The 22094-nt window shown below is 70.6% G+C and carries 18 protein-coding genes and 1 tRNA gene; 15 read left to right on the top strand and 4 right to left on the bottom strand.

The features are described from left to right. The first annotated feature begins 69 nt into the window (after positions 1–69). Positions 70–2820: a penicillin acylase family protein gene (locus BIV24_RS00560; protein ID WP_071364080.1), complete on the top strand. Its 2751-nt coding sequence runs from the start codon at positions 70–72 to the stop codon at positions 2818–2820. Between the two features lie 106 nt (positions 2821–2926). On the opposite strand, the gene BIV24_RS00555 is transcribed toward BIV24_RS00560, so the two are convergent. Next, a complete protein-coding gene (locus BIV24_RS00555; RefSeq protein WP_079167921.1) occupies positions 2927–3541 on the bottom strand; it encodes a 5-formyltetrahydrofolate cyclo-ligase in 615 nt (204 codons plus the stop codon). 95 nt (positions 3542–3636) lie between these two features. Between BIV24_RS00555 and galU the strand changes: the two genes are divergently transcribed. From galU to BIV24_RS00520, 7 genes are all read left to right on the top strand, one after another. Next, positions 3637–4539 (top strand): UTP--glucose-1-phosphate uridylyltransferase GalU, encoded by a 903-nt coding sequence (gene galU, locus BIV24_RS00550; RefSeq protein WP_071364143.1) that lies wholly within the window; start codon positions 3637–3639, stop codon positions 4537–4539. A gap of 5 nt (positions 4540–4544) precedes the next feature. Further along, complete coding sequence (glp, locus tag BIV24_RS00545) at positions 4545–5885, top strand: molybdotransferase-like divisome protein Glp (RefSeq protein WP_071364078.1); 1341 nt, start codon at positions 4545–4547, stop codon at positions 5883–5885. Positions 5886–6200: 315 nt separating this feature from the next. Beyond that, on the top strand, positions 6201–6680 hold the full coding sequence (gene moaC, locus BIV24_RS00540; protein ID WP_071364077.1) for a cyclic pyranopterin monophosphate synthase MoaC: 480 nt from the start codon (positions 6201–6203) through the stop codon (positions 6678–6680). Then, a complete protein-coding gene (locus BIV24_RS00535; protein ID WP_071364076.1) occupies positions 6677–7258 on the top strand; it encodes a MogA/MoaB family molybdenum cofactor biosynthesis protein in 582 nt (193 codons plus the stop codon). Before moaC ends, BIV24_RS00535 begins: the two co-directional genes overlap by 4 nt. Beyond that, the gene (locus tag BIV24_RS00530) at positions 7255–7947 is read left to right on the top strand and encodes a GNAT family N-acetyltransferase (RefSeq protein ID WP_079167920.1); all 693 of its coding nucleotides are present in this window, start codon (positions 7255–7257) and stop codon (positions 7945–7947) included. The genes BIV24_RS00535 and BIV24_RS00530 overlap by 4 nt, the downstream gene beginning before the upstream one ends. A 173-nt stretch (positions 7948–8120) precedes the next feature. Then, a complete protein-coding gene (gene sepX / locus BIV24_RS00525; protein ID WP_071364074.1) occupies positions 8121–9311 on the top strand; it encodes a divisome protein SepX/GlpR in 1191 nt (396 codons plus the stop codon). A gap of 95 nt (positions 9312–9406) precedes the next feature. Beyond that, positions 9407–9480 (top strand) — tRNA-Ala (locus tag BIV24_RS00520). Positions 9481–9645: 165 nt separating this feature from the next. Here the strand turns inward: BIV24_RS00520 and BIV24_RS00515 are convergent. Then, positions 9646–10122 carry a GNAT family N-acetyltransferase gene (locus BIV24_RS00515; protein ID WP_071364073.1) on the bottom strand — a complete coding sequence of 159 codons (477 nt, stop codon included), beginning with the start codon at positions 10120–10122 and terminating at the stop codon, positions 9646–9648. Between the two features lie 92 nt (positions 10123–10214). On the opposite strand from BIV24_RS00515, the gene BIV24_RS00510 reads away from it, so the two are divergent. Beyond that, the gene (locus BIV24_RS00510) at positions 10215–11018 is read left to right on the top strand and encodes an exodeoxyribonuclease III (RefSeq protein ID WP_071364072.1); all 804 of its coding nucleotides are present in this window, start codon (positions 10215–10217) and stop codon (positions 11016–11018) included. Between the two features lie 10 nt (positions 11019–11028). Here BIV24_RS00510 and BIV24_RS00505 read toward each other — a convergent pair whose 3' ends face one another. Then, on the bottom strand, positions 11029–11685 hold the full coding sequence (locus tag BIV24_RS00505) for a MerR family transcriptional regulator (RefSeq protein WP_071364071.1): 657 nt from the start codon (positions 11683–11685) through the stop codon (positions 11029–11031). 130 nt (positions 11686–11815) lie between these two features. Between BIV24_RS00505 and BIV24_RS00500 the strand changes: the two genes are divergently transcribed. The 4 genes from BIV24_RS00500 (at position 11816) to BIV24_RS00485 (ending at position 15450) form a co-directional block, all read left to right on the top strand. After that, on the top strand, positions 11816–13345 hold the full coding sequence (locus BIV24_RS00500; RefSeq protein WP_071364070.1) for a flavin-containing monooxygenase: 1530 nt from the start codon (positions 11816–11818) through the stop codon (positions 13343–13345). Further along, positions 13342–14268 (top strand): alpha/beta fold hydrolase, encoded by a 927-nt coding sequence (locus BIV24_RS00495; protein ID WP_071364069.1) that lies wholly within the window; start codon positions 13342–13344, stop codon positions 14266–14268. The genes BIV24_RS00500 and BIV24_RS00495 overlap by 4 nt, the downstream gene beginning before the upstream one ends. Next, on the top strand, positions 14265–15149 hold the full coding sequence (locus BIV24_RS00490; protein ID WP_071364068.1) for an SDR family oxidoreductase: 885 nt from the start codon (positions 14265–14267) through the stop codon (positions 15147–15149). Before BIV24_RS00495 ends, BIV24_RS00490 begins: the two co-directional genes overlap by 4 nt. Before the next feature lie 76 nt (positions 15150–15225). Next, positions 15226–15450, top strand: coding sequence for a hypothetical protein (locus tag BIV24_RS00485; protein WP_071364067.1), 225 nt, complete (start codon positions 15226–15228; stop codon positions 15448–15450). A 120-nt stretch (positions 15451–15570) separates the two neighbouring features. On the opposite strand, the gene BIV24_RS00480 is transcribed toward BIV24_RS00485, so the two are convergent. Next, a complete protein-coding gene (locus tag BIV24_RS00480; RefSeq protein ID WP_245766625.1) occupies positions 15571–18873 on the bottom strand; it encodes a S41 family peptidase in 3303 nt (1100 codons plus the stop codon). 209 nt (positions 18874–19082) lie between these two features. Between BIV24_RS00480 and BIV24_RS00475 the strand changes: the two genes are divergently transcribed. Together BIV24_RS00475 and BIV24_RS00470 are read left to right on the top strand one after the other, a co-directional pair. Beyond that, the gene (locus BIV24_RS00475) at positions 19083–19724 is read left to right on the top strand and encodes a TetR/AcrR family transcriptional regulator (RefSeq protein ID WP_079167919.1); all 642 of its coding nucleotides are present in this window, start codon (positions 19083–19085) and stop codon (positions 19722–19724) included. 98 nt (positions 19725–19822) lie between these two features. Further along, positions 19823–22045 (top strand): MMPL family transporter, encoded by a 2223-nt coding sequence (locus BIV24_RS00470; protein WP_071364066.1) that lies wholly within the window; start codon positions 19823–19825, stop codon positions 22043–22045. Positions 22046–22094 lie beyond the last annotated feature (49 nt).

The raw sequence follows: 22094 nt of genomic DNA, 5'->3' as shown, positions 1-22094 counted from the left end.
GGTTGCTCCAGCGCTCAAGAAGAAAGCACAGCCCGCCCTGCCGCTCGCGTAAGGACAGCAAGGACAGCGATGCCCCCCAACACCACCGCCTCTTCCGGCCAGAAGCCCGGCAAGTCCGGCAGGAAGAAGGGGCGCAGAGCCCGTCTGCTTGTGATCGTTCTGGTTCTGGCTCTCGTGGGAGGCGTCGGTTACGGCGGCTACTGGTCCGTCAGCACCGTGCGCGCCTCCTTCCCGCAGACCCAGGGCTCGATCACCCTGGACGGACTCTCAGGTCCCGTCGACGTCAAGCGTGACGGCTACGGGGTCCCGCAGATCTACGCCTCGTCCGACGCGGACCTGTTCATGGCGCAGGGCTACGTTCAGGCGCAGGACCGGTTCTACGAGATGGACGTGCGCCGCCACATGACGTCCGGACGCCTGTCCGAGATGTTCGGCAAGAGCCAGGTGAAGTCCGACGAGTTCCTGCGCACCCTGGGCTGGGACCGGGTGGCTCAGAAGGAGTACGACACCAAACTGTCGGCCTCCTCCAAGGCCTACCTCCAGGCGTACGCCAAGGGGGTCAACGCCTATCTGAAGGGCAAGGGCGGCAAGGACATCTCGCTGGAGTACGCGGCCCTGGGTCTCACCAACGACTACACGCCCCAGGCCTGGACCCCCGTCGACTCGGTCTCCTGGCTCAAGGCGATGGCCTGGGACCTGCGGGGCAACATGCAGGACGAGATCGACCGCTCCCTGATGGCCAGCCGCCTCGGTCCGAAGCAGATCGCCGACCTGTACCCGGAGTACCCGTACAGCCGCAACAAGGCGATCGTCCAGGAGGGCGAGTACAACGCCCTCACCAAGACGTTCGAACAGGGCTCCGCGACGGGCGGGCAGTCGACAGCGACGGCCGGGACCTCGACCACGACCTCGGCCGGCTCGGCCCTGCAGAACCAGCTGGCGGGCCTCACCAGGGTCCTGGACAACGTGCCGACGGCCGTCGGCGTGAACGGCCACGGCATCGGCTCCAACTCCTGGGTCGTCGCCGGCAGCCACACCATCACCGGCAAGCCGCTGCTGGCCAACGACCCGCACCTGTCGGCGTCACTGCCGTCGGTCTGGTACCAGATGGGCCTGCACTGCACCGAGGTCTCCAGCAAGTGCCAGTACGACGTCACGGGGTACACCTTCGCGGGCATGCCCGGTGTGATCATCGGCCACAACCAGAACATCGCCTGGGGCATGACCAACTCCGGCGTCGACGTCACCGACCTCTACCTGGAGAAGCTCTCCGGTGACGGCTATCTGTACGACGGCAAGGTGAAGCCGTTCACCACCCGCACCGAAACGATCAAGATCGCCGGGGGCGGGTCCAAGAAGATCGTCGTTCGCGAGACGAACAACGGCCCCCTGCTGTCCGACCGCGATGACGAGCTCGTCAAGGTCGGCAAGAAGGCCACCGTCACCACCGCGGCGCCCGACCGGGGCGACGGCTACGGCATCGCGCTGCGCTGGACCGCCCTGGAGCCCGGCAACTCCATGGACGCCGTCTTCGCGATAGACAAGGCCTCGAACTGGACGGAGTTCCGCCAAGGGGCCCGGTCCTTCGACGTTCCCTCGCAGAACCTGATCTACGCCGACACCCAGGACCACATCGGCTACCAGCTGCCCGGAAGGATCCCGACGCGCGCCAAGAGCGACGCCGGCTCGCTCCCCGCGCCTGGCTGGGACTCCAAGTACAGCTGGGGCCCCTACATCCCGCAGGATGAGCTGCCCTACGAGTTCGACCCGAAGCGCGGCTACATCGTCACCGCCAACCAGGCCGTGGTCGACAAGGACAAGTACCCCTACACGCTCACCACGGACTGGGGCTACGGCGCGCGCAGCCAGCGGATCACCGACCTGATCGAGTCGAAGATCAAGGGCGGCGGCAAGATCTCGACCGACGACATGCGGCAGATGCAGCTCGACAACAGCAGCGAGATCGCCAGGCTCCTGGTGCCCAAGCTGCTCAAGATCGACGTCTCCGACAAGTACGTCCGCGAGGCGCAGAAGCTGCTGGAGGGCTGGGACTACACCCAGGACTCCGACTCGGCGGCGGCCGCGTACTTCAACGCCGTCTGGCGCAACATCCTCAAGCTCGCCTTCGGCAACAAGATGCCCAAGGAGCTGCGGGTCAAGGGGCAGTGCCTGTGGGTGGAGCCGGTCGCCACGACCAGGCCCGCCGACGAGAACCAGAAGGTGCGCGAGTGCGGTCAGCGCGACGCGGACCAGGCGCAGCCGGACGGCGGCGACCGCTGGTTCGAGGTGGTGCGCAACATCGTCAACGACCAGCAGAACGACTGGTGGCAGTCGCCCAAGACGCGCACCCAGCCGGCCACCACGACGCGCGACGAGCTGTTCGCGCGCGCCATGCACGACGCGCGCTGGGAGCTGACCGCCAAGCTCGGCAAGGACATCGACACCTGGAGCTGGGGCCGGCTGCACCGCCTGTTCCTGAAGAACCAGACCCTGGGCACGGGCGGTCCCCGCATAGTGCAGTACATGCTCAACCGCGGTCCCTGGAAGATCGACGGCGGTGAGGCGACGGTGAACGCCACCGGCTGGAACGCCGCGGGCGGCTACGGCGCGATCTGGGTGCCGTCGATGCGCATGGTGATCAACCTGGACGACCTCGACAAGTCCAAGTGGATAAACCTCTCCGGCGCCTCGGGACACGCCTACAGCGCCCACTACACCGACCAGACGGACAAGTGGGCCAAGGGCGAACTGCTGCCGTGGAACTTCTCGAAGGACGCGGTCGACAAGAACACGAGCGACACCCTGGTGCTCAAGCCCTGACCTGACGGTCCCGGCAGGAAACCGGCCCTCCACGCGCGCGTGGAGGGCCGGTTCGCGTACGGGGCGGCTTCCGGGCGTCTCCCGGGGCGGAGTTGGGCGATGGAACTCAGTGGAAGCGGTGTACGCCCGACGGCGTCACCACCGCGTGCACCGGACGGTCGTGTGCCTCCTCGGGGATCCGCTCGACGACCTCCGTGTCGTACAGAAGCACCACCAGCGCGGGGTCGGCGCCCGCACGCTCCAGGCGGGCCAGTACGCGGTCGTACGAGCCGCCACCGCGCCCCAGCCGCATGCCGCGTGCGTCGACGGCCAGGCCCGGCAGCAGCACGGCATCGGCCCGTCCGACGGCCTCCGGGCCCAGTCGCTCGCCCGCGGGCTCCAGGAGGGCCATCTTCCCGCCGTGCCGGACGCGCACGAGGGAGTCAGGCCCGGCGTACGCCGCCCAGTCGAGGTCGTTGTCCGGCAGGAGCACCGGGAGCAGCACCCGCACACCCCGCGCGCGCAGCGCGTCCAGGAGCGCGAGGGTGCCGGGTTCGCTCCCCACGGAAACATAGGCCGCCACCGTGTGTGCATGTCCGAGTTCGGGCAGCTCCAGCGCGTGCCCGGCGAGCGCCGCCGCCGCTTCCCGCACGTCATCCGCGGTCAACCCGTTTCTCACCGCGAGGAACCCTCGCCGCAACGTCCTCTTGTCAGGCTCTGCCTCGTGTCCCCTGGGAACCACAGGTCACTGCCCTACCCTTCGTAAAAGCGCTCATATGAGAGCGAACTAACTGGAATTGCGGATTCAGTACATAGCCAGCGGATATGGTTGCGGACATGACTGAGTCGCACCCCAAGATCACCAAGGCTGTCATCCCCGCGGCGGGCCTCGGCACCAGGTTCCTGCCTGCCACCAAAGCCACTCCCAAGGAGATGCTGCCGGTCGTCGACAAGCCTGCGATCCAGTACGTGGTCGAGGAGGCCGTGGCCGCAGGGCTCGACGACATCCTGATGGTCACCGGCCGCAACAAGCGCCCTCTCGAGGACCACTTCGACCGCAACTACGAACTCGAGTCGGCCCTGGAGAAGAAGGGCGACGCCGAACGGCTCGCGAAGGTCCGTCAGTCCAGCGATCTCGCCACCATGCACTACGTCCGCCAGGGCGACCCCAAGGGTCTCGGCCACGCCGTGCTGTGCGCCGCCCCGCACGTCGGCCACGAGCCCTTCGCCGTCCTGCTCGGCGACGACCTGATCGATCCGCGCGACCCCCTGCTGGCGCGCATGGTCGAGGTCCAGGAGGAGCGCGGCGGCAGCGTCGTCGCGCTCATGGAGGTCGCTCCGGAGCAGATCCACCTCTACGGGTGTGCCGCCGTCGAGTCCACCGAGGACGGCGACGTCGTCAAGGTGACCGGCCTGGTCGAGAAGCCCGACCCGGCGGACGCCCCGTCGAACTACGCGATCATCGGCCGCTATGTCCTCGACCCGAACATCTTCGGCATACTTCGTACGACCGAGCCGGGCCGCGGCGGTGAGATCCAGCTCACCGACGCCCTCCAGCAACTTGCCGAGGACGAGAAGGTCGGAGGCCCCGTGCACGGCGTCGTCTTCAAGGGCCGCCGCTATGACACCGGCGACCGTGGCGACTACCTGCGTGCCATTGTCCGACTCGCATGCGAACGTGAAGACCTGGGCCCGGACTTCCGGACCTGGCTTCGCAGTTATGTAGCCGAGGAGATGTAGCGATCTTGAGCGCCGCCGCGACCCGGGCCACCGGGCAGGACCACCTCTGGTCGGTGGACGAACACTTGAAGGACATCCTCGCCACCGTCCGCCCCCTGGAACCCATCGAGCTCAACCTGCTCGACGCCCAGGGCTGCGTCCTGGTCGACGACGTCACGGTGCCGCTCTCGCTGCCACCGTTCGACAACAGCTCGATGGACGGGTACGCGGTGCGGGTCGCGGACGTCGAGGGCGCGAGTGAGGAGTTCCCCGCCGTCCTCACGGTGATCGGGGACGTCGCGGCGGGCTCGGCCGACCTGCTCGAGGTGGGGCCCGGTCAGGCCGCACGCATCATGACCGGCGCCCCGCTACCGCCCGGTGCCGAGGCCGTCGTCCCCGTGGAGTGGACCGACGGCGGGCTGGGCGGCGGCCCCGTCTCCGCAATGCCCGCCCGCAGCCTGTCGCCCGAGGGTGCCACCGGGCAGGTGCGGATCCACCGCCCGGCCGAGGCACGCGCGCATGTGCGCGCGAAGGGCAGTGATGTGAAGGCCGGTGACCTCGCCCTCGCGGCGGGCACCGTCCTCGGGCCGCCGCAGATCGCACTGCTCGCCGCGATCGGCCGCGGCACGGTACGCGTGCGCCCGCGCCCGCGCGTGGTCGTCATGTCCACCGGCAGTGAACTCGTCCAGCCCGACGAGGAGCTGACGGGCGGCCAGATCTACGACTCCAACAGCTTTGCCCTCACCGCCGCCGCCCGGGACGCCGGTGCCATCGCCTACCGGGTCGGTGCGGTCGCCGACGACGCCGAGACGCTCCGCTCCGCCATCGAGGACCAGCTCGTCCGTGCCGACCTCATGGTCACCACCGGAGGGGTGAGCGTGGGGGCGTACGACGTGGTGAAGGAGGCGCTCACCTCCGTCGACGTCGGTGACGGTGACGGTGACGAAGGCGAGGCGGGCGGCGGCGTCGAGTTCCGCAAGCTCGCCATGCAGCCGGGTAAGCCCCAGGGCTTCGGCTTGATCGGCCCCGACCACACGCCGTTGCTCGCACTGCCGGGCAACCCGGTGTCGTCGTACGTCTCCTTCGAACTGTTCGTACGCCCCGCGATCCGCACCCTGATGGGCCTGGAGGACGTCCATCGCCCCAGGACCAGCGCCGTCCTGCGTGCGGACAAGGTGCTGACCTCGCCCGCGGGGCGCCGGCAGTTCCTGCGCGGGACGTACGCCGACGGCGTGGTCACCCCGGTCGGTGGCGCCGGATCCCACCTGATCGCGGCCCTCGCGCAGGCCGACGCGCTGATCGTCGTCCCCGAGGCCGACACGTCGGTCGAGCCGGGCACCGAGGTCGAAGTGGTCCTGCTCGGCTGAGCGACCCACGGCTTCACCCCGCTGTACGGCCGGACGCGGGGCCCTGGCGGTCCTGCTCGGGTCTCTCGCGTCGGGGCAGGAGATCCTTCGGTCGGGGAGGCCGTCTCCCGGGCCTCCCACCGCGCCGAGCGGGCCGCCGGGTGGGGTCGTGGCCGAGAGCCTTGTTCCGGACGTCCGTGTTGCGGGGACTCGTCCGTCCGGGTGCGCGGACGGCCGGACCTTGCCCGGTTGGACGCGTCGAGTTGGCGGTACCGTGTCGCGCACAGCAGGCCCGCGCGGTAGCGCGCCGGGCCCGGACCAGGAGCGCCGCAGCACATGAGTACGCACGACCGACTGACCCACATCGACGACGCCGGAGCAGCCCGCATGGTCGACGTGTCCGGGAAGGACGTGACGGAGCGCACCGCGCGCGCCGGCGGCCGCGTCCTGGTCTCGCCGCGCGTGGTGGAGCTGCTGCGCGGCGAGGGCGTCCCCAAGGGCGACGCGCTCGCCACGGCGCGTATCGCGGGGATCATGGGCGCCAAGCGCACGCCCGACCTGATCCCGCTGTGCCACCCGCTGGCGGTGTCGGGAGTGAAGCTGGATCTGTCGGTGGCGGACGACGCCGTCGAGATCACGGCCACCGTGAAGACCACCGACCGCACGGGTGTCGAGATGGAGGCGCTCACCGCGGTCACCGTCGCGGCGCTGACCGTGATCGACATGGTCAAGGCGGTCGACAAGGGAGCGGTGATCACGGACGTGCGCGTGGAGGAGAAGACGGGCGGCACGTCGGGCGACTGGAGCCGGGCATGACGGCCCCGGTCGAGCCGCCGATCGGCGGCGCCCTCTTCGCGGCGTACTCCGCCCTGGTGGTGACCGCATCGAACCGCGCGGCGGCGGGCGTGTACGAGGACAAGGGCGGGCCCCTGATCGCCGAGGCGCTCCTCCGGTTCGGCTTCGCGGTCGACGGGCCGTGGGTGGTCCCGGACGGGGACCCGGTGGAGAACGCGCTGCGCGTCGGCTCCCGCGCCGGTTACGACGTGATCGTGACCACCGGCGGTACCGGTATCTCGCCCACCGATCGCACCCCCGAGGCCACCCGTGCGGTGATCGACTACGAGGTGCCGGGCATTCCCGAGGCCATCAGGGCGTTCGGAAGAGAGAAGGTGCCCACGGCGGCGCTGTCCCGGGGCCTCGCCGGAGTCGTCGACGGGACCTTGATCGTCAACCTGCCGGGATCCACCGGCGGAGTGAAGGACGGACTGGCCGTCCTGGAACCCCTGCTGGTGCACGCCGTCGACCAGATCCGCGGCGGTGATCACCGCAGGGCCGACACGGGCGGCTCCGCGGCCGGTGAGGACCGCTCGAGACCGAGTGGGGGTGCACGCTGAACAGCCCATTCTGGCCCGTCGAGCTGGCGGACGGCGATGTCGTCCTCCGGCCGATAAAGCTGCGTGACCAGCGGGCCTGGCGCGAGGTCAACCGCCGCAACCGGGAGTGGCTGCGGCCATGGGAGGCGACTATTCCGCCGCCGGCGCCCAGCGGCCCGGTCACACACCGGCCGACCTACCGCCAGATGGTCCGGCACCTGCGCGGCGAGGCCGGTGCGGGCCGGATGCTGCCCTTCGTCATCGAGTACCGGGGGCGGCTCGCCGGGCAGTTGACGGTGGCGGGGATCACCTGGGGCTCGATGTGCTCGGGCCACATCGGCTACTGGGTGGACGAGGCGGTCGCGGGCCGCGGGGTGATGCCGACGGCCGTGGCGCTCGCCGTCGACCACTGCTTCCGGACCGTCGGGCTGCACCGCATCGAAGTCTGCATTCGCCCGGAGAACGGGCCGAGCCGCCGCGTGGTGGAGAAACTCGGATTCCGCGAGGAAGGGCTCCGGCCGCGTTACCTGCACATCGACGGGGCCTGGCGGGACCATCTCGTCTTCGCGCTCACCGCGGAAGAGCTGCCCGACGGATTGCTGGCGCGCTGGCACCGGGCACGTTCACAGCAGACCGGCGCACCGGGCCCGGGTTCCCGCGCACCGGGGTCGAGTTCGGGCCGGGGCAAGCCGGTCAACCCGAGGAAATAAAAAATATGTTCGAAATTGACCGGTCACTGACCGTCTCGGTCCCATGAATTAGCGGTCCCGATGGCGTGCTGATCGCATCGGTCTCAAAAAAAGCTCGAAATATCAGCCAGATCGTGCGACACACCGGCCCAATTGGCGGATGGCCTCACGCAAATCCCTCTACCGTGTGAGGCGTGAGCAGCAGCGGCCTCATCTACGCAGTCATTGTCGGGGCCTGGGCCGCCTACTTGGTGCCGATGTGGCTCCGTAGGCAGGACGAACTCAACGAGTCTCGTCCGACGGAACGCTTCAGTACCGCCATCCGGCTGCTGTCCGGGCGGGCGGGTATGGAGCGCCGATACGCCAAGGACCTGCGGGCGCGCTCCACCGAAGAGGGGGAGTCCAGTGCCCTTCCGGACGGCGTCACCGGCTCGGTGGACGTCCGGGCCTTCGCCATGCCTCCGACCGATCCGCAGGCGCGGGCGAGAGTGGAGCCGGAGGCCCCGGCCCGGCGGGGAGCGGCGGGCAAGGCCGCGCCCAGGCCCGGAGCGCAGACCCCGGCCCGGGCGACCGGGGCGCACCCCGCGGAGCCGGCGGGCGTTCCCCCGGCGCGGAAGGCGCCGTCGGCACAGGCGGCGGCGCGTGCCCAGCGCTCGAAGGTGCTCGCGCGCCGACGGCGTACGACCGTGGTGCTCTTCCTCGCTTTCACCATCGGCGCAGTCGTCGCCGCGGTCGGGGGCCTCGCCTTTCTGTGGGCGCCCGGCGTGCCCGCCGTGCTGCTGAGCGCGTACATCGCGTATCTGCGGGTGCAGGAGCGGAAGCGGTTCACGTACACGATGGACCGGCGACAGGCCGAGGTGGCGGCTCAGCGGCTCAGGGAGCGGCAGCCCAGGCGGCGGCCCCCGGTCGCCGCCGACCCGGACGAACCGGAGGAGGGACCCGAGCCGGAAAGCGACCCCGGGCTGTCCGCGCTCGCCGCCGACCGCCGGGCGCTCGTCGAGCAGACCGACCACGCGGAGTGGGTGGACCAGCAGCGCGAGCGCCAGCGCAGGCCGGGCCACGGGGAGACCTGGGACCCGGTCCCGGTGCCGCTGCCGACGTATGTGACCGCGCCGGTCGCCCCCCGGGCGACACCGAGCGTGGACCTCGGGGCGCCTGACGCCTGGAGCTCCGCCCGGTCCAGTGCGGCGGAGGCGGCGGCGCCCGTACCCGGGGTGTCGGCATCCGAGCCGGATCCGGGGCGGCCCGCCTCGGCGGAGCCCGGGGACGGCGGCCGGAGCGACGCCCGGCGGGCGGCGTCCGCGCGGCGGTCCCGGGAGCGGGGGCGTACCCCGCTGTTCGACCAGTACGAGGACGGGGATCGGCCCCGGGCCGCCAACGAGTAGGTGTCCCGGCGGCCTGCCGCATCCCGCGGTGCTGACCTGGGCGGAACGGATTTCCAGACTGGCCGATGGGGATGCTAGAGTTTCACTCGTTGCAAGGGCCTGTGGCGCAGTCCGGTAGCGCACCTCGTTCGCATCGAGGGGGCCAGGGGTTCAAATCCCCTCAGGTCCACCGCAACGACTCTCTGAGTCTCGGGGAGTTGGGAAATCCCGTCCGGTCGGAAGACCGGGCGGGATTTTCGTTGTGCGCACAAGTCGCCGAACGCCGCCCGTCAAGCGAAGAGTTCGCGGCTGTGAGGCGGTGCGCGGGGCCGGGGTGAACCGGCCCGGCGGCGTCCTAAAGCGGCTTGGCGTAACAGAGGCTGTCGTCGTGGAAGCGGTAGTAGCCGAACTTCTCGCACGGCTCATAGCCGCTGGAGGCGTACAGGGCGACCGCCTCGGGCTGCTTGGTGCCGGTCTCCAGGACCATGCGGACCCGGCCCGCCGCGCGGGCGTCTTCCTCCAAGGCCGCCAGGATGCGCCGGGCCAGCCCCCGCCCGCGCATGCCTGCGACGACGAACATGCGCTTGAGCTCGGCGTCGCCGTCCTCGTTCCCCTCGGCGTTCTTGTCCCGGCTGCGCCAGCCGCCCGTGGCGACGGGGGTGCCGTCCACGTCGTACGCGATCAGGTACAGGCCGTTCGGCGGCCGGAAGTCGGCGGGGTCCAGAAGAGTGGCGTCGCCACCGTCGCCGTAGCGCACGTCGTACTCGGCCTGGACCTCGCCATTGAGCTTGACGGCGTCCGGGTGGTCGAAGGGAACAGGGTGGATGAGCATTTTCGTAACCGTATGTCCAGGCTGTGAGTAACAGGAGGGTCAGCATGCGGTCCCTTACGGGACCTCGTCCAGTGTGCAGGTAGGGTGCCCGGATGCTGACTGTGACCTCCGCCAACGTGAACGGGCTGCGTGCCGCCGGCAAGAAGGGCTTCGTGGAGTGGCTCGCGGGGACTGGGGCGGACGTGCTGTGTCTGCAGGAGGTCCGCGCCGAGCCGCAGCAACTGCCCGAGCATGTGCGCACGCCCGAGGGCTGGCACGTCGTGCACGCGCCGGCCGCCGCCAAGGGGCGTGCGGGCGTCTCCCTCTACTCCCGCCGCGAGCCGGACCGGGTCCAGGTCGGCTTCGGGTCGTCGGAGTTCGAGGCGAGCGGGCGTTACGTCGAGGTCGATCTGCCAGGTGTGACGGTCGCCTCCCTCTACCTCCCCTCCGGTGAGGTCGGTACCGAGCGGCAGGACGAGAAGATCCGCTTCATGGGTGAGTTCCTCGCCTATCTCAAGGAACTGAGCGAGCAGGCCGTCGCTGACGGGCGCGAGGTGCTCGTCTGCGGCGACTGGAACATCGCTCACCGGCAGGCCGACCTGAAGAACTGGCGCGGCAACACCAAGAACTCCGGTTTCCTGCCGGAGGAGCGGGAGTGGCTGACCCGGGTCTTCGACCTCGCGGACGGCGGATACGTGGATGTGGTGCGGGCACTGCATCCGGAGGCCGAGGGGCCGTACACCTGGTGGTCGTACCGCGGACGGGCCTTTGACAACGATTCGGGGTGGCGGATCGACTACCACGGGGCCACGCCCGGCCTCGCCGCCAGGGCCGTCAAGGGGTTCGTGGAACGCGCGGCCACCCATGCCGAGCGCTGGTCCGATCACGCCCCGGTGACGGTCGTGTACGACCTCTGAGGCCCGGCCGTCACCCCTGCTTGCGCAGCCGCCTGTCCAGGGCCAGGGACAGTTCCGCCTCCACCACGCTCTTCGCCAGGGGGCGCAGGTGCTCGGCGTCCTGGGGGGAGCGGTCGTGGGCGGTCATCAGGTCCGTGAAGACGTCCGCGAGAGCCTCCGTGTGTTCGCGGACGCGGCGGGCGGCGGTCAGCACGTCCGCGAGCGGGATGCCCTCGCGCACCAGGGTCGCCGAGACGTCCAGCAGTCGGCGGCTGATGTGGACTATGTCGTCGCCGTCCACACCGAGGTAGCCGAGGTCGAGGGCCGCGGTCAGGTTCTCCGGGGTCGCCTCGGCGCCGAACACGTCGGCCAGGGCCTCGGGGGTGAGCCGTACGGGGGTCTCCTCGGTGGGGGCGTCGAGGCCGAGCAGGTCGCCGACGTCGCGTCCGTGGTCGAAGGCCTCGGCCAGTTCCGCGATGCCGCTGAGGGTGTGACCGCGTTCCAGAAGCGCCGAGATGGTGCGCAGCCGGGCCAGGTGCGAGTCGTCGTACCAGGCGATGCGGCCCTCGCGGCGCGGCGGATGGATCAGCTTGCGCTCGCGGTAGAAGCGCAGGGTGCGCACCGTGATGCCGGCCGCTTCCGCCAGCTCCTCCATGCGGTACTCGCGCCGCTCCCCGTGATCTGCCACGCCCGCACCCTACGTCGTACCGCCGGTAACTTCCTTGTTCCGCCCCCCTGCCCATCGGTACGCCGCTGCCCTACTCTCCGACTGTGCCAGTAATCACTGGCAGGGTTTTGCGGAGCGGGAGGGCTTCGAGATGGCCGAGCACGAGCATGTACGGGTGGCGGTGATCGGGTCCGGGTTCGGCGGGCTCGGGGCCGCCGTGCGGCTGCGCCGGGAGGGGATCACCGACTTCGTGGTCCTGGAACGGGCGGACGGTGTCGGTGGGACCTGGCGCGACAACACCTATCCGGGCTGCGCCTGCGATGTCCCCTCCCATCTCTACTCGTTCTCGTTCGCACCCAACCCCGAATGGCCGCGCACGTTCTCCGGGCAGGAGCACATCCGCGCGTATCTGGAGCACGTGGCGGAGGTCTTCCGGCTGCGGCCCCACCTCCGCTTCGGCTGCGAGGTGAAGCGGATGGCCTGGAACGCGCAGCAGCTGCGCTGGGACATCGAGACCAGTGGCGGCAGCTTCTCCGCGGACGTCGTCGTCTCCGCCACCGGTCCGCTGTCCGACCCGAAGATGCCGGACATCCCGGGTCTCGACTCGTTCCCCGGTGCGGTCTTCCACTCCGCCCGCTGGGACCACGACTACGACGTGCGCGGCAAGCGGGTCGCCATGGTCGGCACGGGCGCGTCCGCGATCCAGATCGTGCCGTCGATCCAGCCCGACGTCGCGAAGCTCGTCCTCTTCCAGCGGACCCCGGCGTGGGTGATGCCCCGCGTGGACCGCGCCATCAGCGGTCCCGAACGCTCGCTGCACCGGGCGCTGCCCTTCACCACAAAACTGCGGCGCGGACTGCTGTGGGGCATCCGGGAGTTGCAGGTCCAGGCGTTCACCAAGCGCCCCAACGAGCTGGGCTTCGTCGAGCAGTTGGCCAAGTACAACATGGCCCGCGCCGTCAAGGACCCGGCGCTGCGGGCCAAGCTGACCCCCGACTACCGCATCGGCTGCAAGCGGATCCTGCTCTCCAACACGTACTATCCGGCCCTCGCCCGGCCCAATGTGGACGTCGTCGCGAGCGGGCTCGCCGAGGTCCGCGGATCGACCGTCGTCGCCGCCGACGGCACCGAGGCCGAGGTCGACGCGATCGTCTTCGGTACTGGCTTCCACGTCACGGGCATGCCGATGGCCGAGCGGGTCGTCGGTGCCGACGGGCGGACGCTCGCGGAGTCCTGGAGCGAGGGTATGAAGGGGCTGCGCGGCGCGACCGCCTCCGGGTTCCCCAACTGGATGACGATCATCGGGCCCAACACCGGCCTCGGGAACTCCTCGATGATCCTGATGATCGAGTCCCAGCTGAACTACATGGCCGACTACCTGCGGCAGTTGGACGTCCTGGGCGGCCGGGTCGCGCTCGACGCCAGGCCGCGTGCCGTCGAGGCCTGGAACCACACGGTGCAGGAGCGGATGAAGCGCACGGTGTGGAACACCGGCGGCTGCACCAGCTGGTACCTCGACGCCAACGGCCGCAACACCACCGTCTGGCCCGGTACGACGACGGAGTTCCGCAACGCGACGCGGCGCGTGGACCTGGGGGAGTACGAGGTACTGAGGGCGCCCCGGGCGGGCGCTGCCGCGGCGACCGAGGAGCAGATCGCGGCCGCGGAGGCCCGCGCATGAGCCGGCCGGCGCACGTCGTGAGCGGTCCGTACGCGCCCGGCGCCCCCGCCCGGGAGCTGACCGTCGTGTCCGCCGACGGCGCCCGGCTGCATGTCGAGGTACACGGGCCCGAGGACGCGCCACCCGTCGTCCTCGCGCACGGCTGGACCTGCTCGACCGCCTTCTGGGCGGCACAGATACGGGACCTCGCCGTCGACCACCGGGTGATCGCCTACGACCAGCGGGGGCACGGGCGCAGCCCGGCCAGTGCCAGGTGTTCCACCGACGCGCTCGCCGACGACCTGGAGGCGGTGCTCGTCGCCACCCTCGCGCCGGGCGAGCGGGCCGTGGTCGGGGGGCACTCCATGGGCGGGGTGGCCGTGCTGGCCGCGGCCCGGCGTCCCCGCTTCCGGGCGCACACGGCGGCCGCCCTGCTGTGCAGCACGGGAAGCGCGCGCCTGGTCGCCGAGGCGCGCGTGGTGCCGATGCGTGCCGGACGTCCGCGCACCTGGCTCACGGCGCGCATCCTGGGCTCGCGGCTCCCGCTCGGGCCGGTCACACCCGCGGCCAAGCGCGTTCTCAAGTACGCGACCATGGGCGCCGGTTCGGCGCCGGAGATGGTCGAGGCCTGCGCTCGGGTGGTGCACGCCTGCCCACGCGATGTGCGCCACGCCTGGTCGTATGTGCTCGAGACGCTGGATCTCGACGACGGCATGCGGGAGTTGACCGTACCGACCGAGGTCGTCGTCGGCACGGCTGACCGGCTGACTCCGCTGGTGCACGCACGGACGCTGGCCGCTGCCCTGCCGAACTGCGTCGGCAGCACCGAGCTGTTCGGGCTCGGCCATATGACACCGGTGGAGGCGCCGGAGCTGGTGACCGGGAGGATCCGGTACCTCGTCACCGCGTACGCGACGAACGCCAGGACGGAGGAGGGCGCATGAGCAGGGTGAGCCTGGAGGGGCAGGTCGCGGTCGTCACGGGCGCCGCGCGGGGCGTCGGTGAACTGCTGGCCCGCAAGCTGTCGGCACGCGGCGCGACCGTCGCGCTCGTCGGCCTTGAGGTGGACGCGCTGAAGCAGGTATCGGAGCAGCTGTACGGCGACAGCGGCCACTGGTACGCGGACGTCACCGACCACGAGGTGATGGCGCGGGTCGCCCGGGAGGTGAAGGGGCGGTTCGGGAAGGTCGACATCGTGGTCGCCAACGCCGGAGTGGCCAGCGGCGGGCCGTTCGCGGACTCCGACCCCGAGGCCTGGCGGCGGGTGATCGAGGTCAATCTGATCGGCTCCGCGGTGACGGCCCGCGCCTTCCTGCCGGTGCTGGTCGAGAGCCGCGGCTTTCTGCTCCAGATCGCCTCGCTCGCGGCGATCACGCCCGCGCCGATGATGACGGCGTACTGCGCGTCCAAGTCGGGCGTGGAGGCGTACGCGCACAGTCTGCGCGCCGAGGTGGCGCACAAGGGCGTGCGGGTCGGGTTGGGATACCTGTCCTGGACCGACACGGACATGGTGCGCGGCGCCGACCAGGACGAGGTGATGCGGGAGCTGCGGCAGCGGCTGCCGTGGCCGTCCAACAAGACCTACCCGCTGGGGCCGGCGGTGGACCGGATCGTGGCGGGGATCGAACGGCGCTCCAGCCATGTGTACGCGCAGTGGTGGCTGCGGGGGATGCAGGGCGTGCGCGGCTGTCTGCCGGGCGTCATCGCGACGGTGGGGCAGCGGGAGATGCGGAGGTTCGAGCCGCGGCTCCGCGAGGTGCCTACGGGGCTGGTCGGGGCCGGTGGGGAGGCCGACGAGCAGCGGCTGCGTACGCTGCGTGACTGATCGAAATGCGCAGTGTGTCCGGGCGTGTCAGTCTGGTCGAGCCCGATCCCCTCACCCACTTCGGGAGTGAAACCACATGGGCATGAAGGACCAGAACCAGGACAAGTCCGAGCAGATGAAGCAGCAGGCGAAGCGTAAGGCGGAGCAGTCGAAGCAGCAGGCTTCGCAGCGCGGCCAGCAGAGCCAACAGCGCGGCCAGCAGAGCCAGCAGAGCCAGCAGCGCGGCCGCCAGCCGCAGGAGGACACGCAGAGGATGCGGGACGAGTCGGAAGACCGCTTCAACCAGGACTACGACGCGTAGCCGCTGCACTCGGCCTTGGCCGTGAAGTGGGGCACCCTCGCTCTGAGGGTGCCCCACTTTTTGCTGCGCGCCGCTCCCGAGGCCGACCGCTCTCGGTGTCGCCTGCTCAGGCGACGCCTCTCAACCCGTGTTCCTCGGGGGGAGTTTCGGGCGGGTCCTGTCCGGGATATCGCTGTAGTCCGGGGGTGTTGCCGCCGGCTGGGTGCGCAGCAGGTCCAGGGCCAGTTCGACCGCGTCGTCCAGTTGCCTGTGGCGTCCCTCCGCCCAGTCCAGCGGGGTGCGCTGGATCTCCATGTCCGGTGTCACGCCCTGGTTCTCGACCGACCAGCCGTAGGCGTCGAACCACGCTGCGTTCATCGGGACCGTGATCACCGTGCCGTCGCCCAGGCGATGGCGGCCCGTCATACCGACCACTCCGCCCCAGGTGCGCTGGCCCACCACCGGGCCCAGCTTCAGCAGCTTGAAGGCCGCGGTGATCATGTCGCCGTCCGAGGAGGTCGCTTCGTCGGCCAGCGCCACGATCGGCCCCCGTGGGGCGTTGGACGTGTACGACACCGGCTGGGCGTTGCGCGTCAGGTCCCAGCCCAGGATGGTGCGCGTGAGCTTCTCGATGACCAGTTCGCTGATGTGGCCACCGGCGTTGCCGCGTACGTCCACGATCAGCGCCGGGCGCGAGACCTCCATCCGCACGTCCCGGTTGAACTGCGCCCAGCCCGAGCCGCCCATGTCCGGGATGTGCAGGTACCCGCAGCGGCCGCCGCTCAACTCGCGGACGACGGCCCGGCGTTTGGTGACCCAGTCCTGGTAGCGCAGGGGGCGTTCGTCGATCAGAGGGATCACGGCCACCCGCCGTGGCCGCCCTTCGCCTTCCGCCGGTGTGAACGTCAGCTCCACCGTCGTACCGCCTGCGCCCGCCAGCAGCGGGTACGGTCCCGTCACCGGGTCCACCGGCCGTCCGTCCACATGGGTCAGGACCGCCCCCTCCCGGATCCCCGTGCCCGCCAGCGGCGAGCGCGCCTTGGAGTCCGACGGGTCGCCCGGCAGGATCCGCCTGATCGCCCAATGGCCGTCGCGGCGTACGAAATTGGCGCCCAGCAGGCCCTGGTAGCGCTGGTAGTGCGCCGGGCCCTCGTTGCGCCGCGCCGGCGTCACATACGCGTGGGACGTGCCCAGCTCGCCCAGCACCTCGCGCAGCAGGTCGGCGAAGTCGTCCGGTGACGCGACCCGTTCGACCAGCGGGCGGTACTGCGCCAGGATCGCGTCCCAGTCGATCCCGCTCATGCCGGGATCCCAGAAGTACGCCCGGATGAGCCGGCCGGCCTCCGCGTACGCCTGCCGCCACTCCGCCGCCGGGTCCACCACGTGCATGATCCGGCGCACATCGATCCATACCGTCGTCTCGATGTCGCCTGTCTCGGACGAGGGGACCGCTCGCAGAACGCCCTCGTCGACGACCACCAGCCGTGTTCCGTCCCCGCTCACCGCGAACCAGTCCAGGTGGCTCACCAGTTCGGCCTTCTTCGCCTTGCTGATGGTGAAGTGTTCGAGGGTCGGCCGCCCCGTGGTGTCGTCGGGGTTCGCGAAGGTCTCGCCCAGCGCGCCCGAGATCGGCCAGCGCAGCCACACCAGGCCCCCGCCCGCGACCGGACGCAGCGCCGAGTACTTGGACGCGGCGACCGGGAACGGCGTCACCCGGCTCTCCAGGCCCTCCAGTTCGACAGTGACCGTGCCGCCGCCCTCCTCTTCCTCCAGTGGATCGAGACCCCCGGCGGCGGGCCGCCCCTCCGGGTTCAGTGCGAAGGGGGACGGGGTCGCCGAGGACAGCGGGACGAGGTACGGGCGGCAGCCCAGCGGGAAGGACAGGTCCCCGGTGTGCACGTCGTAGACCGGGTCGAAGCCGCGCCAGGACAGGAACGCCAGATAGCGCCCGTCCGAGGTGAACACCGGGTTCTCGTCCTCGAAGCGCCCGTTGGTCACGTCGACGATCAGCCGGTCCTTGATCCGCGCCATCTTGATCTGCCTCAGCGACCGGCCGATCCCCGGATGCGACCAGGTCAGCCATGCCCCGTCCGGGGAGAACGCCAGGTCCCGCACCGGCCCGTTGACCGACCGGACCAGCTCGGTGACCTCCCCGTCCGGCTCCGCCGTCCCCGCGGCGGCCTCCTCCTCGGACACGGTGATCAGTAGCAGCCGCCCGTCGTTCGAGGCGATCGCGAGCCGTTCGCCCTGCGGGTCCGACACCATTTCCAGCACCCGGCCCAGCCCCCCGGAGGCCGGCCTGCGCGGCTCCCGGTCGCCGGACGCCCGCGGCAGATACGCGATCTCGACGGCGTCCTCGCCCTCCGCGTCCGTGATGTAGGCGAGCCGGCCGCCCGTACCGAGCATCTCCGGCAGCCGGACCCGTACGCCGGGGGTGTCGGTGATCGTACGGGCGGGGCCGTCGCGGTGCGTGAGCCAGTACAGGCTGCCGCGGACGACGACCGCGCTGGCCCGCCCGGTCTCGCCGACCGAGATCCCGTCCAGGTGCTGCGCGGCCGGCACCGGGTACTTGCGACGCCCCGCGCGCGGTCCGCCCAGCCGTATGTCCAGGCGGCGCGGGGTCGAGTCGGGGGAGAGGTCGTCGACGACCCACAGGTCGCCCGCGCACTGGTACACCACCCGCGTGCCGTCGCTGGAGGCGTGCCGGGCGTAGAAGGCGTCGTGGTCGGTGTGGCGGCGCAGATCGGAGCCGTCGTACGCGCACGAGTACAGGTTGGCGATGCCCTCGTGGTCGGAGAGGAACGCGATCCGCCCGCCGACGAACATCGGCGAGTCGAGGTGGCCGCCGAGGTCGGGGAGCAGCTGCCGCCCGTGCAGCCACAGTCTGCCCATGGCGCCGCCGCGGTAGCGCTTCCAGGAGGCCGGCTCGTGCGGAGGGGTGCCGGTGAGCAGCAGCGTCCGGTGCTCGCCCTCGACATCGGCGACCGCGATGTCCGAGACCGGGCCCCAGGGCAGCTTGCCGCCGGGGTCGCCGTCGGTGGGGACCTTGTAGGCCCAGGTGAAGTAGGAGAACGGCTCTCCGTGCGAGGCGACGGCGAGGATGTCGGCCCTTCCGTCCGGCTCGGGGGGCGTCCAGCCGCACACCCGCGTGTCGGTGCTGCCCCAGTAGGTGAGGCGCCGGCCGGGGCCGCCGTCCACCGGCGTCAGATGGATCTCGGGTGCGAGGTTGCGCCAGCTCGTGTACGCGATGAGGCGGCCGTCGGGCGAGAAGCGGGGATGGCCGATCTTCGTACGGTCGACGGTGAGCCGCCAGGCGCGGCCTGGCCCCTCCAGCGGGGCCACCCACAGGTCGTCCTCGGCGGCGAAGCAGAGCCGGTCGCCGTGCAGATGCGGGTAGCGCAGATAGCCGCGGGCGTTCTCGTACACGTCGCTCGTGTCGCTCACCTACCCATGCTTTTCCTCCGAACGGGTCACGGCAACTCGACGCCGGGTGTGGTCCGGACCCGTGCACCGGTTGAGCGCCGGAGCCGTGGTGCAGGACACGTACGAAACCGTTTCGTTTCGATAGTGTCCAAGGGTATCGTCAGAGTCGTACGAAACCGTGTCGTTCGGAGCCCTGCGCTCCGGGCGCGGAGCAGGAGAGGCGGAGTGAGATGACCGAGGCATCCAAGGGCGCGGTGTCAGCCGTTCCGGTGGAGCCGGTGCCTGCACCGGGGCGTCGCAGTCGCATCACGCCCGAGCGCGAGGCCGAGCTGTACGGGGCCGTGCTCGATCTGCTCCGGGAAGTCGGCTACGACGCCCTGACCATGGACGCGGTGGCCGCCCGCACCCGCTCCAGCAAGGCGACGCTCTACCGTCAGTGGGGCGGCAAGGCCGACCTGGTGGTCAAGGCTCTCCGGCACGGCAAGCGGGACCGTATCGACGAGATCGACACCGGCTCACTCCGGGGCGACCTGCACGCGTTGATCGCCCACGAGGACGACTGCACCATGGAGCAGAATTCCGCGCTGATGCGGGGCGTGGCCATGGCGATCCACCACAACCCGGATCTGCGCCAGGCCTTCCGCGAGCAGCTCGTGGACGCGGAGATGGCACAGTCCCGGCGCGTTCTGCAGCGTGCCGTCGACCGCGGCGAGATCCGGCCGGACTGCCCGGCGCTGGACTTCCTGCCGCACATGCTGGTCGGCGCGTTCGCCACCCGCACGCTGTTCGACGACCAGCCACCGACGCGGGCCTTCCTCACCTCGTACATCGACGCCGTGGTCCTCCCTGCCCTCGGCGCGCCCACCAGCTGACACATCTCCAGTTAGCCCCACCTGACGTCACCGCTCACGTCGTCGGGCTGATCACCCCTGCCCTGAACACCCCACGACCTGACCGGGAGTACGCCCTCGTGGCCACATTCCTCTACCGACTGGGCCGACTGTCCTTCAGGCGGCGGCACTTCGTCGCCCTGATCTGGGTGGCGCTGCTGACGCTCGCGGGCGTCGGCGCCGCCAACGCCCCCGCAGCGGGCTCCACTTCGTTCTCCATCCCCGGCACCGAGGCCCAGAAGGCCTTCGACCTCCTGGAGCAGCGCTTCCCCGGGATGACCCCCGACGGGGCGACCGCACGCGTCGTCTTCAAGGCACCGAACGGGGAGAAGGTGACCGCCGAGGACAACAAGGCGGTCGTCGAGAAGACCGTCAAGGAGCTGGGCGGCGGTTCCGAGGTCGCCTCCGTCATCGACCCGTTCACCGCGCACGCCGTCAGCAAGGACGGCACGACCGCCTATGCGCAGGTGACGTACAAGGTCTCCGGGATGGAGCTGAAGGACTCCTCCAGGGAAGCCCTCAAGACGGCCGCGCAGGACGCCCGGCACGGCGGGCTGACCGTCGAGGTCGGCGGTGACGCGCTGATGGCCGTACCGGAGACGGGCGCGACGGAGGTCATCGGCATCGCGATCGCCGCGGTGGTCCTCGTCATCACCTTCGGCTCGCTGGTGGCGGCCGGGCTGCCGCTGCTCACGGCCCTGATCGGCGTCGGCATCGGCGTCTCGACCATTACGGCGCTGGCCAACGCGCTGGACCTGGGCTCCACCACCTCGATTTTGGCGATGATGATCGGCCTCGCGGTCGGCATCGACTACGCGCTGTTCGTCGTCTCCCGCTACCGGTCGGAACTGGCCGAGGGCCGCGAGCGCGAGGAGGCGGCGGGCCGGGCGGTCGGCACGGCGGGCTCCGCGGTCGTCTTCGCCGGTCTGACGGTGGTGATCGCCCTGGTCGGCCTCGCGGTCGTGAACATCCCGATGCTGACGAAGATGGGCGTCGCCGCGGCCGGCACGGTCGCCATCGCGGTCCTGATCGCCCTGACGATGATTCCGGCACTGCTGGGCTACGCGGGCCGCAAGGTCAAGCCGGCCGGCGAGAAGAGCAGGCTGCTGGGCGGGGGCCGGGCCGCGAAGAAGGCGGACAAGCCCAATATGGGCACGCGCTGGGCGAGCTTCGTGGTGCGCCGCCCGATCACTGTCCTGCTGCTCGGCGTCCTCGGCCTCGGTGCGGCGGCCGTCCCTGCGGCCTCGCTGACGCTGGGCCTGCCGGACGACGGTTCGCAGCCGACTTCCACGACGCAGCGCCGCGCCTACGACCTGCTCTCGGAGGGCTTCGGCCCGGGCGTCAACGGCCCGCTGATGGTCGTGGTCGACGCGAAGGCGAGCGACGACCCGAAGGGCGCCGTCGCCACGGTGACGGACGAGATCAAGGGTCTGAAGAACGTCGTGACGGTGACCCCGGCGACGTACAACAAGGCCGGCGACACGGCGGTGGTCACGGTCGTCCCCGGCTCCAAGCCGTCCTCGACCACCACCGAGGACCTGGTGCACGGCATCCGTGACGCGGGCGCCGGCATCAAGGCGGACACGGACGCGCAGCTGCTGGTCACGGGTTCGACGGCGATGAACATCGACGTGTCGCAGAAGCTGAACGACGCGCTGCTGCCGTACCTGGCGCTGGTCGTGGGCCTCGCGTTCCTGCTCCTGATCGTGGTCTTCCGCTCGATCCTGGTCCCGCTGAAGGCGGCGCTCGGCTTCCTGCTCTCGGTGCTGGCGGCGCTCGGCGCGGTGGTCGCGGTGTTCCAGTGGGGCTGGCTCTCCGGCCTGATGGGCGTCGAGGAGACGGGCCCGATCATGTCGATGATGCCGATCTTCATGGTGGGCGTGGTCTTCGGCCTGGCGATGGACTACGAGGTCTTCCTCGTGACCCGCATGCGCGAGGCGTACGTCCATGGGGAGACTCCCCGCCAGGCGGTCGTGACCGGCTTCCAGCACGGCGCGCGGGTGGTGACGGCCGCGGCCGTCATCATGATCGCGGTGTTCTCCGGCTTCATCGGCTCCAGCGAGTCGATGGTCAAGATGATCGGCTTCGGCCTGGCGGTCGCGGTCTTCTTCGACGCGTTCGTGGTGCGGATGGCGATCGTGCCGGCGGTGCTGGCGCTGCTGGGCAGGAAGGCCTGGTGGTTGCCGAAGTGGCTGGACCGCGCCCTGCCGAACGTGGACGTGGAGGGCGAGGGTCTGGCGTCCGCCGACGACGGCCGCCGGGATCCGGACGCGGACCAGGACCGGGAGCTGGTACGGGCGTGACGTCGCCCGGCTGAACGCGGAGGGCGCCCCCACTCGGGGGCGCCCTCTC

The sequence above is a fragment of the Streptomyces colonosanans genome, from assembly GCF_001866645.1.
GTDB classification, from domain to species: domain Bacteria; phylum Actinomycetota; class Actinomycetes; order Streptomycetales; family Streptomycetaceae; genus Streptomyces; species Streptomyces colonosanans.
Note: the sequence above shows the minus strand (reverse complement) of the source record. Positions and strands in the feature narration are given on the sequence as shown.

What these genes read in the sequence shown, in the direction of transcription:
- BIV24_RS00515 (WP_071364073.1), bottom strand. Translation starts at nt 10,122, where the DNA reads ATGCTCATCCACCCTGTTCCCTTCGACCACCCGGACGCCGTCAAGCTC.
- BIV24_RS00485 (WP_071364067.1), top strand. Translation starts at nt 15,226, where the DNA reads ATGGGCATGAAGGACCAGAACCAGGACAAGTCCGAGCAGATGAAGCAG.
- BIV24_RS00535 (WP_071364076.1), top strand. Translation starts at nt 6,677, where the DNA reads ATGACGGCCCCGGTCGAGCCGCCGATCGGCGGCGCCCTCTTCGCGGCG.
- BIV24_RS00495 (WP_071364069.1), top strand. Translation starts at nt 13,342, where the DNA reads ATGAGCCGGCCGGCGCACGTCGTGAGCGGTCCGTACGCGCCCGGCGCC.
- galU (WP_071364143.1), top strand. Translation starts at nt 3,637, where the DNA reads ATGACTGAGTCGCACCCCAAGATCACCAAGGCTGTCATCCCCGCGGCG.
- BIV24_RS00490 (WP_071364068.1), top strand. Translation starts at nt 14,265, where the DNA reads ATGAGCAGGGTGAGCCTGGAGGGGCAGGTCGCGGTCGTCACGGGCGCC.
- BIV24_RS00475 (WP_079167919.1), top strand. Translation starts at nt 19,083, where the DNA reads ATGACCGAGGCATCCAAGGGCGCGGTGTCAGCCGTTCCGGTGGAGCCG.
- BIV24_RS00560 (WP_071364080.1), top strand. Translation starts at nt 70, where the DNA reads ATGCCCCCCAACACCACCGCCTCTTCCGGCCAGAAGCCCGGCAAGTCC.
- moaC (WP_071364077.1), top strand. Translation starts at nt 6,201, where the DNA reads ATGAGTACGCACGACCGACTGACCCACATCGACGACGCCGGAGCAGCC.
- BIV24_RS00510 (WP_071364072.1), top strand. Translation starts at nt 10,215, where the DNA reads ATGCTGACTGTGACCTCCGCCAACGTGAACGGGCTGCGTGCCGCCGGC.
- BIV24_RS00500 (WP_071364070.1), top strand. Translation starts at nt 11,816, where the DNA reads ATGGCCGAGCACGAGCATGTACGGGTGGCGGTGATCGGGTCCGGGTTC.